Source organism: Umezawaea tangerina, assembly GCF_003002815.1.
GTDB classification, from domain to species: domain Bacteria; phylum Actinomycetota; class Actinomycetes; order Mycobacteriales; family Pseudonocardiaceae; genus Umezawaea; species Umezawaea tangerina.
Genome location: NZ_PVTF01000006.1, coordinates 323,868 through 338,168, shown reverse-complemented (window position 1 = coordinate 338,168; position 14,301 = coordinate 323,868). Strand labels below are relative to the sequence as shown.

13 protein-coding genes and 1 pseudogene are annotated in these 14,301 nt (G+C 64.2%); 1 reads left to right on the top strand and 13 read right to left on the bottom strand.

Annotated features, from left to right (window positions below; translation table 11 throughout):
• Positions 1–143 precede the first annotated feature (143 nt).
• Entirely contained in the window at positions 144–272 is a 129-nt protein-coding gene (locus tag CLV43_RS50085) for a hypothetical protein (RefSeq protein WP_281262172.1), read from the bottom strand.
• Between the two features lie 105 nt (positions 273–377).
• The gene (locus CLV43_RS50470; protein WP_425445768.1) at positions 378–641 is read right to left on the bottom strand and encodes an integrase core domain-containing protein; all 264 of its coding nucleotides are present in this window, start codon (positions 639–641) and stop codon (positions 378–380) included.
• Between CLV43_RS50470 and CLV43_RS49360 the strand changes: the two genes are divergently transcribed.
• Complete coding sequence (locus CLV43_RS49360) at positions 561–1,031, top strand: hypothetical protein (RefSeq protein ID WP_245886776.1); 471 nt, start codon at positions 561–563, stop codon at positions 1,029–1,031. The genes CLV43_RS50470 and CLV43_RS49360 overlap by 81 nt on opposite strands.
• Before the next feature lie 261 nt (positions 1,032–1,292).
• Here the strand turns inward: CLV43_RS49360 and CLV43_RS21720 are convergent, their stop codons facing one another.
• From CLV43_RS21720 to CLV43_RS47885, 11 genes and pseudogenes are all read right to left on the bottom strand, one after another.
• Positions 1,293–1,583 (bottom strand): integrase core domain-containing protein, encoded by a 291-nt coding sequence (locus CLV43_RS21720; RefSeq protein WP_281262175.1) that lies wholly within the window; start codon positions 1,581–1,583, stop codon positions 1,293–1,295.
• Positions 1,584–2,134: 551 nt separating this feature from the next.
• Entirely contained in the window at positions 2,135–3,010 is an 876-nt protein-coding gene (locus tag CLV43_RS21715) for a pentapeptide repeat-containing protein (RefSeq protein ID WP_146174860.1), read from the bottom strand.
• A gap of 9 nt (positions 3,011–3,019) precedes the next feature.
• Entirely contained in the window at positions 3,020–4,036 is a 1,017-nt protein-coding gene (locus tag CLV43_RS21710) for a hypothetical protein (RefSeq protein ID WP_146174859.1), read from the bottom strand.
• Positions 4,037–4,686: 650 nt separating this feature from the next.
• Positions 4,687–5,091, bottom strand: coding sequence for an integrase core domain-containing protein (locus CLV43_RS48500; protein ID WP_245886774.1), 405 nt, complete (start codon positions 5,089–5,091; stop codon positions 4,687–4,689).
• Positions 5,092–5,114: 23 nt separating this feature from the next.
• Positions 5,115–5,720, bottom strand: a complete 606-nt coding sequence (locus CLV43_RS49355) for a helix-turn-helix domain-containing protein (RefSeq protein ID WP_245886771.1) — start codon at positions 5,718–5,720, stop codon at positions 5,115–5,117.
• Between the two features lie 199 nt (positions 5,721–5,919).
• A pseudogene (locus tag CLV43_RS21700) lies at positions 5,920–6,832 on the bottom strand (IS630 family transposase); the annotation flags it as partial.
• A gap of 103 nt (positions 6,833–6,935) precedes the next feature.
• A complete protein-coding gene (locus CLV43_RS21695; RefSeq protein ID WP_106189075.1) occupies positions 6,936–7,202 on the bottom strand; it encodes a WXG100 family type VII secretion target in 267 nt (88 codons plus the stop codon).
• Positions 7,193–10,867, bottom strand: coding sequence for an FtsK/SpoIIIE domain-containing protein (locus CLV43_RS21690; protein ID WP_106189074.1), 3,675 nt, complete (start codon positions 10,865–10,867; stop codon positions 7,193–7,195). The genes CLV43_RS21695 and CLV43_RS21690 overlap by 10 nt, the downstream gene beginning before the upstream one ends.
• Positions 10,868–11,090: 223 nt before the next feature.
• Entirely contained in the window at positions 11,091–11,774 is a 684-nt protein-coding gene (locus CLV43_RS48490) for a transposase (protein ID WP_211304466.1), read from the bottom strand.
• Positions 11,775–12,257: 483 nt separating this feature from the next.
• Positions 12,258–13,994 (bottom strand): recombinase family protein, encoded by a 1,737-nt coding sequence (locus tag CLV43_RS21675; RefSeq protein ID WP_106189072.1) that lies wholly within the window; start codon positions 13,992–13,994, stop codon positions 12,258–12,260.
• Between the two features lie 55 nt (positions 13,995–14,049).
• Entirely contained in the window at positions 14,050–14,193 is a 144-nt protein-coding gene (locus tag CLV43_RS47885; protein ID WP_170155955.1) for a hypothetical protein, read from the bottom strand.
• Between the last annotated feature and the right edge of the window lie 108 nt (positions 14,194–14,301).

The following is a 14,301-nucleotide window of genomic DNA, read 5'->3' as shown; positions in this document are numbered from 1 at the left end:
AGCAGGCCCCGATGCCGGCGCAACACCGTTTCCGGACGTACCGGCAGCTGAAGCTGACGGAGCGTTCTCAGCGGGAGCCGGTGCAGCAGCGCCGCGAGGAACGCCCGATCGGCGAGGAAGAACCGCAGTGGAGTTTTGCCCAGTTAGCGTTCCAGCACGGTGATCTGGTGTTGTAGCACGAGGATTTCCGCGTCCTTGTCCTGGTCGCTTATAGGAAGCAGGCGCAGGGCGAACGCGTTGGTCATGCTGAGGTAGGCCAGTCGAAACAGCATGGCTGATCATCATGCCGTGCTCATCAGCAACTTCGCGGGATCACGACTGCATCCGCGCATGTATCTCTGCGAAACCTGTGCCGCTCGAAAAGTCGTCGCTGCTGGTCAAGCGGCATTTCTGTACTCGTTGATGAGTCCGCCGAAGATGCGGGTGCGGAGCACTCTGCGGGTGTCGGGGTCGTGCACTGCGGCGGGGTGTTGCTGGTCTGCGGGTGGTAGCTGGTCGCGGGCTTGGTGGGGTCTATGTCGGTTGTAGTGCACTTCGTAGGTCTTCAGGACTTGCCGTGGGTGGCCCTCACCCATGATCAGGAACTGATCGAGGAGTTCGCGTCGGAGAGTGCCGATGACTCGTTCGCAGTGGGCGTTCATCCGAGGCGCTTGCGGCGCGCTGGTGATGACGCGCATATCGTCGGTGTGGAAGACGGCGTCAAACGCCTGACCGTACTTGCCGTCACGGTCGCGGAGCACGAATCGGAGCGACTCCATTCGGTGTCCGAGGTCAGCGGCGAGATTCCTGGCCTGCTGCGCTGTCTATGCCTGGGTGGGGTGGGTGGTGACGCCGGTGATGTGCAGGCGTCGGGTGCCGTGTTCGAGGAAGGCCAGTGCGTAGAGGCGTGTGCCGAGCACGGTGTCGAGGTGCAGGAAGTCCGCGGCGATGATGCCCTCGCCTTGGGCGGTCAGGAACTCTCGCCAGGTCGGGCCACTGCGGCGTGGTGCTGGATCGATGCCCGCGTCGTGCAGGATTTGCCAGACCGTTGAAGGGGCGATGCGGTATCCGAGCCCGACCAGTTCGCCTTGGATGCGGCGGTGTCCCCGCTGGGAGTTCTCCCTGGCAAGCCGCAGTACGAGCGTCCTGATCGCTGCTCGTGTCGGTGGACTCCCGATGCGTCGATGTGCGGAGTAGTCCCACTTACGGGCGATGAACCTACGATGCCAGGCGAGCAGGGTGCCCGGCGTGATCGGGAAGACCTCCCGCCAACGGCGGCGATCCTGTGCCGCTCGAAAAGTCGTCGCTGCTGGTCAAGTAACAAGTCTGTACTCGTTGATTAGGCCGCCGAGGATGCGGGTGCGGAGCACGCTGTGCGTGCCGAGGTCATGTACCGCGGCAGGGTGTTGCCGAGCTGCGGGTGGTAGTTGGTCTCGGGCCTTGTGTGGGCGGTATCGGTTGTAGTGGTCTTCGTAGGTCTTCAGGACTTGCCGTGTGTGACGCTCATCCATGATCAAAATGTGGTCGAGGAGCTCGCGGCGGATAGTGCCGATGACCCGTTCGCAGTGGGCGTTCATCCGCGGTGCCTGTGGTGCGCTTGTGATGATGCGGAGGTCGTCGGCGTGGAAGACGCAGTAGGGCGACCGCGTTGATCACGCTCAGGTAGGCCAGTCGAAGCAGCATGGCTGGTCGTCATGCCGTGCTCGTCCACAGCAGCGTGATCACGATTGCATCCGTGCATGGGTTTCGGCGGACCCTCTTTCACCTGGGCGGATGAAGTTTTCGGCAGGCACAGTGTTGTGGAACTGCTCGAACTCGGGCAGTGCGTGATCACGACTGCATCCGCGCATGGGCCTCTGCGGGCCCTTTGTCACCTGCATGGATGAGGTTTCGGCAGGCACAGGGTTACACCGTTCTCAGCCACGATGGTGCAGAACTCTTCGGCGGTTCTGCTCGTGCTCGGTCTGTGGTTCTGATGTGTCTGTCCTGCGATGGTGGTGGTTGTCGAGAACTGTTGCAGCGCGGAGCTTCCTGCAGCATCCGACAAAATCAACGACCAGGCGACATTCGTAACGTCGCATCATCATATCACTTGACCTGCGCGGACGGCATTCCGGCAGACGCAGAGCCAGTCCTCGAGATTCGAATCGAGCACTCATAGGCAATGCTGTGGTGGGATATTGCCGGGTTCCGGCCACGATACGACATTGGCGATGAGTTCCTTGTCCGTCACCACATTAGTAACGTCCGCACCGCGTGCGATCATCCCGCCGAGCTGAGCACCGCTCAAGTCCGACCGCTCCAGACAGGCATCGGTGAAGTCCGCGCCTCGCAGATCGGCCCCAGTGAACTGCACCTCGTCGAGCACGGCGCGCCGGAACGAGGCGCCCTGGGCCTTAACGCCGGCGAGGTTCAGGCCGCGCAGGTCCAAGTCGTCCAACACAGCGCCCGCCAACTGCGCGTTCTGTAGGTCCCGCCCCCGGATGGCGTCCGCGTCTACGATTTGCCCCCGAAGGTCGAGCGGTTCGAAGGCATCGGCCGGCGCCGCCAAGATGGCGACGCCGGCATACCGCCCTACCACCACGCTGGCCGCCACGAGCACTGCCAACGCCAAGACCCAGATCCGGGTTCGGAGACTGATCGTGATGTCGCCGATCAGCAGCACCAGCGTAGCGACGACGACTACCGCCGACAACAGAGCGCCGAACGCGCCGAAGAAATGGCCAGCTGCCGCCATCACCGCGACTGCGCCGATCGGCCACAACCACAGGAACTGGTCCCGTCGCCGCGGTCTGCCGTTCGTATCTGAAACGGGCAGCATCGCCGCAGTTTTGGCAAGGGCTTGAGGGTACTGCCCGCGTTGGGTCGGCAACTCCGGTGATTTATCCGCTTTGTTCGGCAGCGGTGGTCGGAACGTCCCCTTGGGATGGACCGCCGATAGCGCACCCTCTGGCAAGTCAGCGCTGGTGGGCTTCTCTTCGATGTCCGATGGCTCGGTGGACTGCCTCTTGGCTGGATCGCTCGCGTTCACGGTGTCTGATCACTCCACTCGATCGGCGGTCGAGGCGGTGGATCCCCTACCGGAGGAAATGCCGGGCGGGAACACCGACGGCGCTGGGTCCGGGTGCCGGTACGGCGAGTCGCGATCCGTGATGGGATGCTTGGACCTCAATAACCTCATGATTCCGGGATTCAGATGTTTCTCTGCTTCTAGTGAATCCGGAAGCTTCAGGTGCAATCTCTCGTAGAGGGCGAACCTGTTCAGCTCCACCATGACGGTGAGCGCTGTCCCGTACTCGTGCGCGGCGACGACCGCGCCCCGGTACGCGAGATAGGCAACGGTGTACGGGCCGATTGCGAGGAGCAGCCACGCGCCGTGCCGCCACAACACGACCACAGTCGCCATAGCCGCGATCATCGCCAGCACTGCAACGCGGACCGCCAGTTCCAATTGTGTTCGCTGATCCGCAACGTACTGCAGTTCACGGTCTTGCGCGACCATGGAGATCCTGGGCGCCGTGGCGATCAGGTCGATCCCGTACGGGGATCCGCCGCTCATCTCATAGCGGCGCAACACGTTGCCCAGACGGGTCGGGAGGATGTCGTCGAGCTCGGTCGGGTAGGACTCCCGGAGTCGTTTCGCTTCACGTTGTCGGATCACTGTCTCGGCGGCGTGTGCATCGGCCGACCACGTTCCGTTCTCGGTTTCCCGGTCCAGCCGCGCAGTGACGCGTTGATGGTGAAGAACTCTCAGTGCGGCGAGGCGGCGCGCGATGGTAGACCGTCCCCAATAGCCTTCGAGAAGTTGGATCAGCGCGAACTGCAGTGGGTGCAGGGTAACGGCCGCCGCAAACGACACCAGGGTCAACAGGACTCCGGCTTTGAGGTCGATACCGCGCAGCGCCTCGTCGAATCGCACAGGCCCGCTCCACGCGCCGCTTTCCACCAGCAAGTACACGTAACTGACGAACGACGCCGACGGCAGGGCGCTGACAACGGTAAAGTACCGGCCCATGCCGGTGGATCCGGTGATCGTGCCCAGCACGTTGGTAGCCATACATCAGCTCCTCGACGACCAATTCGTGCCGGTGAGTTCGCAGGACCAGTTGGTGTCGCCCGCTCTTATGCACGCGTAGCCGTGATCTGCGCCCGAGAATCCACACTGGCAGACCCTTATCGCAAAGGGTACGCAGTCAGGAAACCCGCATCGCCACCACCCACGGCCGATAGGATCCCCGAGACGCCCACAGGGGCATTTTCTCGTCTCGTAGGTGGTATGGCTGCCACCGCAAACCCAGGCGTAGTCATCGTCCGTGTAGGCGAACCCACGGCACTTGACACACACCGCCACACCAAACCACGACCGGCAGCTGTCGCAGTGGTACAAGCTGGTGGTGTCGTCGCGTTTCGCGATTCTTCCGCAGTCGGCTCTCGGACAACGTGGATCCGGATCGGGCCTCCCCGGTCCCGGTGGACGATGCCCAGGGTTGGTGCTGGCAAGGACGTACCGGACGAGGACGGTGAACGTCACAGCGCTGCTGACAAGTCCTGTGACCGTCCGTGCCACGCGGAGCCACCTCCTCGGCGGTCCCAGCCCGCCTGCCAGCCCGCAAAGCGGTGTTCGAGAGTATGCACTCAGAAGGTCATTCTGGGACACCGACAAGCGTGGGAACCAGGTGTGCTTGCCGAAAACTACGTCTGTGCTGGTCAGGCGGCGTGGTGGTATTCGTTGAGGAGGCCGCCCAGGCGTTGTCGTCGGCGGATGTCCAAGTCGGTGATCTGGGCTTGGTCGGTGATCGGTGGTGGCAGTGGGTGTAGTGGTCGTGCGTTGGCGATGCCTTGGTGGGGTCGGTGGGTGTTGTAGAACTGCTCGTACTCGCGCAGGGCGTGGAGTAGGTGTGGTTGGTTCCAGATGAGTGTGCGGTCGAGGAGTTCGTGGTGGCAGCTTTGGATCCATCTCTCCATGATTGAGTTCATTCGAGGGATCCGGACACCGGTGAGGATGACCTGGATGCCCGCGTCGGCGAGAACCGCATCGAAGAGGGCGGGGAACTTCCGGTCGCGGTCGCGGATCAGGAATCGTGCGGAGTTGCCCGCGTCGTCGAGGTCCATGACGAGGTTCTTCGCGGCCTGGGTTACCTAGCCGCGGTCGGGTGCGCGGTGGCGCCCAGGACGCGGATGCGGCGGCTGCTGTGTTCGATGACCGCGAGTATGTACAGGTGGGTGCCGCTTAGGGTCGGGACTTCGAAGAAGTCGCAGGCCAGCAGGGCTTCGGCTTGGGATCGGAGGAAGTCCGTCCAAGTGGTGGAGGTGCGATCGGGTGCCGGGTCGATTCCGGCGTCCTGGAGGGTCTGCCATACCGTGGACGCGGCGACCTGGATGCTGAGTACGAGTAGTTCGCCGTGGATGCGGCGGTAGCCCCAGGTGGGGTTCTCCTGTGCCAGGCGGAGCACCAGGAGCCGGATTGACCGTAGTGTCCGCGGTCGTCCGGGCCGTTGGGGCCGGGACTTGGCCGCGTGGCGGCGGGCGAGCAGGTCCCGATGCCAGCGCAGTACCGTCTCCGGGCGTACCGGCAACTGGAACTGACGAAGCACTGTCGCAGGGAGCCGGTGCAGCAATGCCGCGAAGAACGCCCGATCGGCGAGGGAGAACCGCAGTCGAGTTGTGCCCAGTTCGCGCTCCAGGACGGTGATCTGGTGCCGTAGCACCAGGATCTCCACGTCCTTGTCCCGGTCGCTCATGGGAGCAGGCGTAGTAAAGCGAACGCGTTGGTCACGCTGAGGTAGGCCAGTCGAAGCAGCATGGCTGGTCATCATGCCGTGCTCATCCGCAGCGGCATGATCACGACTGCATCCGCGCATGGGTCTCTGTGGACCCTCTGTCACCTGCATGGATGAGGTTTTCGGCAGGTACAGCGCTGCGGCGGAGTTTACGGTTGGTCAACTCGGCGAACCACCGCTCGACCAGGTTGAGCCAGGACGAGCCGGTCGGGGTGAAGTGCAGATGGAACCGGGGATGTCGGACCAACCAGGTCTTGATCTCCGGAGTCTTGTGGGTGGCGTAGTTGTCGCACACCAGGTGCAGATCCAACTCCGGCGGAGTGTTGGCATCGATAGCCTTGAGGAATTTCAGGAACTCCTGGTGTCGGTGACGGCGCTGGTGACGACCGATGACTTGCCGGTGGCGATGTCCAGTGCCGCAAACAGACTCGTGGTGCCGTGTCGAACGTAGTCATGGGTGCGACGCGCTGGCGTGGTGGGCATGATCGGCAGGGCCGGGGCGGTGCGATCCAACGCCTGCATCCCGGATTTCTCGTCCACGCACAACACCATCGCCTTCGCCGGCGGATCCAGGTAGAGGCCGACCACGTCGCGGACCTTGTCGATGAACAACGGATCGGTCGATAGTTTCCAGGTCTGCACCACGTGCGGCTTGAGTTCGAAAGCACGCCATATCCGGGAGATCGCCGTCTGCGACATACCTGTGGCCGCGGCCATCGACCCGGTCGACCAGTGCGAGTCGTTGTTCGGTGTCGCCTGCTCCAACGTCGTCACCACGACGTGCTCGACCTGGGCGTCGGTGATCGTGCGCGCCGCGCCCGGACAGGGCTCGTCGTACAGGCCGTCCAGGCGGTTCTCGATGAACCTGCGGCGCCACTTGTTCGCCGTGGGTGGTGAAACGCCCACCTCCGGACGACGTCCATGTTGGACAGACCTTCGGCGCAGGTCAATACAATCCGCGACCTCAGCGCCAATGTCTGCGCGGTCGAACGACGACGTTCCCAGCCCTGCAACGTCTGCCGCTCGAGGTCAGTCAACACCAACTCGGGCAACGCGGGTCCACGACGAGCCATCTCAAAACCTACAACGAATCAACGACTCAGGACACTAGGGCTCGTGCGGAAGGCGACGAACGCGCCTGCCGCACGAGCCTGGGTCACGACCGGGGAAAGCCGGTCACCGCTTCGGTAGGTTTCGGACCTCCTGGGCGAGTTTCCTCAGGTGGGTCGCGTGCCTGGCCAGCGCCTCGGACTGCAGTTGCAGCGTCCGGGCCACTTGGCGCACCTCGTCACGGAACCGTGTGGCGCCAGGGTCGTTGAACCCCGTGAGGCCGCCGATCGTCGCGTTCACCGAACGCGCCTCGTTCACCAGGACGGTTTGGCTACGGGTCAACGCGCTCGCCGCGCGGTCTAGCTGGTCGGGGTCGTACTGGACTAGTGCCATTCGGTGCTCCTGTCCTGTTCGGCGACCGAGGTCGCGGCCATCCACTCCGGTGAGGGCGACGGGAACGGTCGTACCGTCTCCAGCCTGTTGTCGTCCGGTTCGTGCACGAGGGCGTAGCTGTCCCCGAGCCTGCTCGCGGCGGCCGTGCCCACCACCTGCCGCGACGTGTCCTCCGAGCACTGCCCGAGCACGCGGATGCCGAACTCCGCGAGGGAACCGGCGCCGAGCCTGCGTTCCAGGGTGTCGACCGAGTCGACGTTGACCACCACGTGCACTCCGTAATCCGAACCGTCCTTCAGCACCGACAGAAGGTCGTGCCGGACGGTGCCCTCCTCCGCGTAGGTGTTCTCGTCGCCGAGGTCACGGGCGCGGTTCACTGCGCTGATCACCAGCACCAGCCGCGAGCCGCGGGTGTCGTCCTCGTCGACCCGGCGGCGGACCTCGGCCGCCACCCGCGAGACCGCGGCGGCGAGCCCAACCCTGCGGACGAACGTGACCCGCGGCAACCAAGCGGCCGCGTCGTGGAGCACGTCCCCGTGGTCCTCGTCCTTGCCGAGGCAGTCGACCACGACGACCTCGGGGGCGGGGGTGGTCGACAAGCAACCGGTCGTCAACGCCACCACCAGGGCCCCGGTCGCCCGCTTGACGTCGCGGTCCACCACGGCCAGGTGGCTGCCCGCTCGGCTGCGCAGGTCGACGAAACCGGAGCCGCCAATGGCGACCGGCAACCCCAGGTGCAGGCGGACCCGCTTGCGGTCCACAGGACCCCGCCCGCTCGTGAGCGCGACCACGTCATCGTCGTCCTCGACGCCGACGACGCGTGTGCCGTCGAAGACCAAGGGCCGTCGGGTGAACCCCGACTCGTCGGCTCGCCGCCGCTCCTCCTCGATGATCGCCATGCGCTGGCTGTCGTCGGAGATGGCGACCTGGAACTCCTTGTTGCCCGACAGGTGGCCGGCGTCCTCGTTGTAGATCGCCAACCCCGGCCTGCCGAGGCCAGCACCTGCCGGGTTATCCTCGGCCAGGAACAGCCTCGAATCGGCCTCGTTGGTCTTCAGCACGATGCGCACCGCGACCTGGTCGAGCGTGCCGCGCAACAGGTGCATCGCCCCGTGGCCGCGAAGGGTTTGGGTGCCGAGGATGGCGTGCAGGCCGAAGGCTCGCCCTTGGCGAACCAGGTGGTCGAGGAGTTGGGCGCACTCGTGGGCGATGGCGTCGTCGTCCGCGAAGAGCACCTGGAACTCGTCCACGACCACGACCACCCTGGGCAGCGACTTCCCCGTGTTCTGCCGGTAGGTCCTGATGTTGTCCGCCCCACCGCCGTCCTTGCCGCGGAACAGCGCGCCGCGGCGGTCGACCTCGTCGCGGAGACCTCGGAGCACGGACAGACCGAACTCCCGTTCGCTTTGCACCGCCACGACCTTGGCGTGCGGGAGCGCGAGATCGGCGTAGGGGCGGAACTCCACGCCCTGCTTGAAGTCGAGCAGGTACAGCTCCAGCTCGGCCGGGGAGTACCGCCGCGCGGCCGCCGTGATGAGAGTGTGCATCAGCGTCGACTTGCCCGACCCGGGCAGGCCGCCGATCAGGACGTTCTGCCGAAGTCCCCGCCCCAACGCCAGGTCCAGTAGGTCCCCCCGGCCGTGAATCCCTAGCGACACCACCACCCCGTCGGCGCTGCTCGCCGTCCCGTCGTCGGCGGACCCCAGCGTGGCGGTGTCGACCCGGACCTCCGCCGTGGAGGCGGACGCGGCGAGGTAACCGGTCACGACGCGTTTCGCGGCGGCGGCGTCGAAGTCCGGCAGATCGCAGGGGACGCAAGGCACCACGTCCTCGCCGATCGCGACGTCCAAGATCGAGGCGTGCGGCCGTCCACCGTGGCCGAGCACCCGGTAGTGGCCCGGCAGGAGGTCGGGGTGCCACCAGTGCGGGAGGTTCTTGTTCGGCGTCGAGGCCAGCAAGGGGAAGTACTGGTCGGGCCGCGCCGCCGTGCGGATGGTGTCGGCCATCAGCGGGTCGGCCACCACGAGGGCCTGGATGCCCAGCCTGTTGCCGTTCTCGGCGATCTGGTGCAGCCTGCGCGCGTTCTCCTCGGAGAAACCGTTGGGGTACCCCGTGACCACCACGATCTGGTTGGGTTCCGCGAGTACCCCTGCGACCAGGTTGTACGCCGCCAGGTCCGCGTGGGTGTCCCGAAGGCACTGCTGTTCGAGCTTGGCCATCCGGTCGCTGACCCGGCGGAGCGCGGCGGTGATGTCGTCCGGCTCGACGTGCACCGCGCCGTCGATCATCGACTTGTCGCCGTCGAGCATCGCCAGCAGCGGCCCGGCGCTCTTACCACGACCCGACGGGTCGATCCAGGTCAACCGGAGCCTTCCCGGCAAGGCCCGTGACATCTGGTCCAGGACGATCGCCCGCACAGCCCGTTCCGCGACCTCGTAGGGCAGACCCTTGTCCCCGGTGAGGAAGCTGACGCTCAACCGGACGTGGTTCAGTTCCGGCAACCTCGCCCAGGGAGCGTCGGGCACCGGGTCGAGGAACCACAACAGCCCCAACTGGGACGCGTCACCGGTAAGCTGGGCCCCGATGTAGTCCTGTTGAGGTCGCAGCAGGTCATTGGACGCCCAGCGGTCCACCGAGTGCGCTTCGACCTGCGGGCGCAGTCGCCTCAACGCCGTCGATCGCTCCGCCCGCATCTCCTCCGCGTGTTCCACGGCGAGCCGCACCCGGTGGTTCCACTCCACGAGCAGGTCGCGGGCCTCGTCCTGAATCTCGTCGTCCGGGTCGCCCATCACCAGCTTCCTGAACGGCCCGGCGGCCCGGTAGTCTCGCAGGTGGCGCAGCAGGCCCCGCATACGCGCGAGGTCAAGCCCGACGTCTTGGAACCTGTCCAGGACCCACTCGTCCACCTCGCCGTCGTCTAGGGTCGACTTGATCCGCTTGGTCGCCGACCTGAGTTCGGTCTCCCGCCGCTCGGCGGCCAGCAGACCAGTGTGGGAGCGAGCCACCGCCTCGACCACGGCGATGGTCGCCACATTGGGGAAGGGGAATTCGGCGACCTCCGGTTCGGCTCGATCCCGGACGGGTGCGACCTCCGTCAGCAGCTTCCACACGGGATCGGGTGCGTTCAAGGCGTGGGCGCCGAGGCACGCGACCGCGAGGAGTTCGACACCCCCGTCGTCCAACACCCCACCTCCGACGTGCGCCACCATCGCCTGGATCGGGCGCATGGCGCCGAAGACGGCGCGTCGCACCGCCACGTCGTCCGGCAGTGGCGCACCCAGGTCCCTCAGGTAGTTCGGCAGGTGGAACCCCACACCCGTTGTTCCCGTTGCCCTCTCCGGAAGGCCAGCGTCGGCGAGATCGGAGATCTCGGCAAGGCGCTCCTCCGAACCGTCGAGCCTGCGCAGGATGTCTAGGAAGTAGCGCACCGCGAAAGCCAGTTGCAGGTACGAGTCGGGATCACCGAGCAGGTCGGCGGAACCGTCCGCCCATGCCGAACGCCACCTGGTCGCCAGCACCTCCTCGGACTCGGTCCGGTGGTCCGAGCGAACCCCCTGCAGTGCTCCGGTCAACTCCGCCACGACGTCGACCAACACCGAGCGCGGCCACGCCGAAGTCGACACGAAGCCTGGAAAGGACGACTTGGCTCGCGCGGCGATCGGCATGGCACTCCTCTGGTGTGTGGACTGCCCAGATGGTCGGTCGACATCGAACGAACGTTACTGATCTTGCCGGGTCAAGGTCCGGGAGATGGTGTTCGAGGCTGTGGGGTGTCAGAAGTCGGCCACACAGTTTGACCTGCGGTTAGGCGGCTGTGGGTTCGTACTCGTTGATCAGGCTTCCGAGGACTGGTCGGCGACGTCGTGCGACCTTGTTGCCTAATTCAGCCTATGCGGCGAGGGTGAGACCGAGTCTGCTCAGGTGGGTGGTTCGGGTGTGTTGGATGGGTATGCCGGTCCACCAAGCGTCGAGGCGGATGAGGTTGATCGCGGCAGTGGCGAAGGCGTGTTCCAGGCTGACTTTGCCGAGGCCGGTGTATCGGGCTTGGCGGGTACCGGTGACCGCGGTGGCCTGGTGGATGGTGCCTTCGATCCCGGCCCGTGCCCGGTAGATCTGTTTCCACGTGTCGGTCTGTTGTTCGGCGTGGGCGTCTCGAAGCGCTTCGTGCAGGTTGTGCCGCTCGAAAAGTCGTCGTTGCTGGTCAAGCGGCATGTTTGTACTCGTTGGTGAGTCCGCCGAGGACGCGGGTGCGGAGCACTCTGCTGGTGTCGGGGCCGTGGACTGCGGCGGGGTGTTGCTGAACGTCGGGTGGCAGTTGGTCGCGGGCTTGGTGGGTCTGTGCTGGTTGTAGTGGTCTTCGTAGGTTGTGAGGATCCGGCGTGCGTGGGTTTCGTCGGTGATCAGGATGTGGTCGAGGAGTTCGCGTCGGATGGTGCCGATGACTCGTTCGCAGTGGGCGTTCATCCGGGGTGCTTGTGGCGCGCTCCTGAGCACGCGCAGGTCGTCGGGGTGGAAGACAGTGTCGAAGGTCGGGCTGTACTTGGCGTCGCGGTCGCGGATCAGGAATCGCAAGGACTCGGTGCGGGTGTCGAGGTCGGCGGCGAGGTTTCGGCCTGCTGCGCTGTCGATGCCTGGGTCGGATGGGAGGTGACGCCGGTGATGTGCAGGCGTCGGGTGCCGTGTTCGAGAAAGGCCAGTGCGTAGAGGCGTGTGCCGAGCACGGTGTCGAGGTGGAAGAAGCCCGCGGCGATGATGCCCTCGGCTTGGGCGGTGAGAAACTCCCGCCAGGTCGGACGGGTGTGGGGTCGATGCCCGCGCCGTGCAGGATCTGCCAGAGTCTTTATGCATAATTCAAGCGGTGCAACGGTTCTGTGTCCCGGCCTATGTGGAGCGACGTGGTTGCCGTGGGATGGGGTTGATGTGGGAGCACGGTTGTGGGAGCAGATTGGGAGCAGCGGGACGCGTTGAACGATGCTAAACTGCACTCAACGTCCTGCTATGGCACCATAATGACGCGGGGTGTCTCTGTTTCCGCTGGTCAGGGCTCTTCGGGATTTACGTTGACACGGTAGGGGTCACAGGTTCAATCCCTGTATCGTCCACCAGTGCGGTCTTACTTGAACCGTTGTCCCCTTGGACGACATCAAGCAAGACGGCATCGGTTACAAGATCAAAAGCACCTCCGTCCCCAGGGACGGAGGTGCTTTTGCTGTTGCGGAGCTGCCCTCCAGCACCACCTGCCTCGACCAGTCCGGCCAGGCCGTCAGTCAGGTCGTGCCCCATGATCTGCTCGGCGTCGAGGTGCAGCTTATGGAACATGACCTTGGTGATGGCTCGCTTCACCGTGTCACTCCCACGGCGGTAGAAACCCTGTGGATCGGCCAGCAGGTCGAGCGCAGCCCCGAAGAACTGGCGGCCAGCTTCGAGCTTGCTGGTGGTGTCAGCGATCTGGGCCTGGATCTCAGCGCGTTCACGCTCGATGCCTGCAAGCTTGCTCTTGATCTTGGCCCGTGGCCAGTCAGGATCGCCCAGGAGCTCAAGGAGGTTGTCCTCCTTGGTATCTAGTTCATCCAGACGGGCACCAAGGCGCTTCTTGAGACCGCTGATGGCGCCCTGCTCGATGAGCACTGCCTCATCGAGTTGGCGGCGTACGGCTGCCTGGAAGTCATCACGCAGGCGGACGGTGCCAAGGTGCTTGTCCACGGCTGCTTCAACGTCGGCCATGCCCAGGTACGGCAAGTCGCACAGGTGCTTCTGCCTGCCTCGGCAAAAAAAGTAGAAGTAGACACCGCCGTTCCCTTTGCCGCGCATGATGACCATGCGATGCCCACAGCGGTGACACCACAACAGTCCCTTGAGCCAGTGGTGGTGTACACGCTCCCTGGTACCGCCACCACCTCGGAGGGCGAGGACGCGCTGCACCCGGTCGAAGGTCTCCTCTGTGATGAGAGCCTGATGACGACCGGGGTACTCCACGTCGTCGTAGTTGACCTTGCCGATGTAGTAGCGGTCGCTGAGGATCTCGTAGAACTGGCTGAGCGACAGCTCTTTTGGGCTGGTGCGGCGAGTACCTCGGGTGCGTAGGCCTGCTGTAGTGACGTGGTCAAGCGCATCCTGCGCGATGTACTGGCCAGTGGCGAACAGCTCGATGCCCTTGCGGACGAGAGGACCACGTTCAGGGTCGATCATGACTGTGCGGATCTCGCCACCCTCTGGCTTGGCCTCGCGGACGTTGAGGTATCCCAGCGGCGCTGGGCCGAGAGTTCCACCGTTCTTGGCCTTCTGGCCCATCTTGTAGCGGATGTCTGCTCCGCTTGCCTGTGACTGATATTGGTCGACGGCATGGATGATGGATTCCACCATGGCGCTTTCAGGTCCTTCGCCCATGTCGAGCACGGTTGAGACGATACGAGTGCCGACCTTGTGCAGGTCGCGTTTGGTGATGGCCGCGTCGACGCTGTTGCGGAACACTCGATTGAAGTGATAGACGATGATGTAGTCAATGTCTTTTTGCTCTTTGACCCAAGCGATCATCTCTTGAAACACTGGTCGTTTATCGATACTCGTAGCGGTACGGCCGGGTTCGACAAATTCGCGGACGACTCCTGCGTCCAGTGAGTCAGCCTTGCGCGTCCCAGCCTCCCGCTGCGCAGGGATCGAGATACCCTCTGGGTTGTAGTCGGTGTTGACCTGTCCCGACGTGGAAACGCGCAGGTAGAGGACTGCTCGCTTCGTTCGCTTGATGCCCGTGACGTGGAGCGCAAGCTCCTGGTTCAGGATGTCTTCGTCCATTTTTTAATCCTCCTGGAGTCTGGAATGTAGTTAAACGATTGAAGGTCTGGAGTGATCATTCGTCCTCAGCGTCGACATCTTCTTTCACTAGTTCGCGTCCTAGCATGATGACGAGCTGCACTACTAGGTCGAGGTCAAAACTGTCGAGCTGCTGACCGTAGGCTTTCACCTCCAGATCCGGTTTTTTCCTTGATTTCATTCACTGTTCCTCCTAATTTTCTCGCTGTTTGAAAGAACTGGCAAGATAGGATCTCCTGTCCTGCCTCTCGTTCGTCCGTGGCGTGTTTTGCAAATGTGTAGTCCGGCT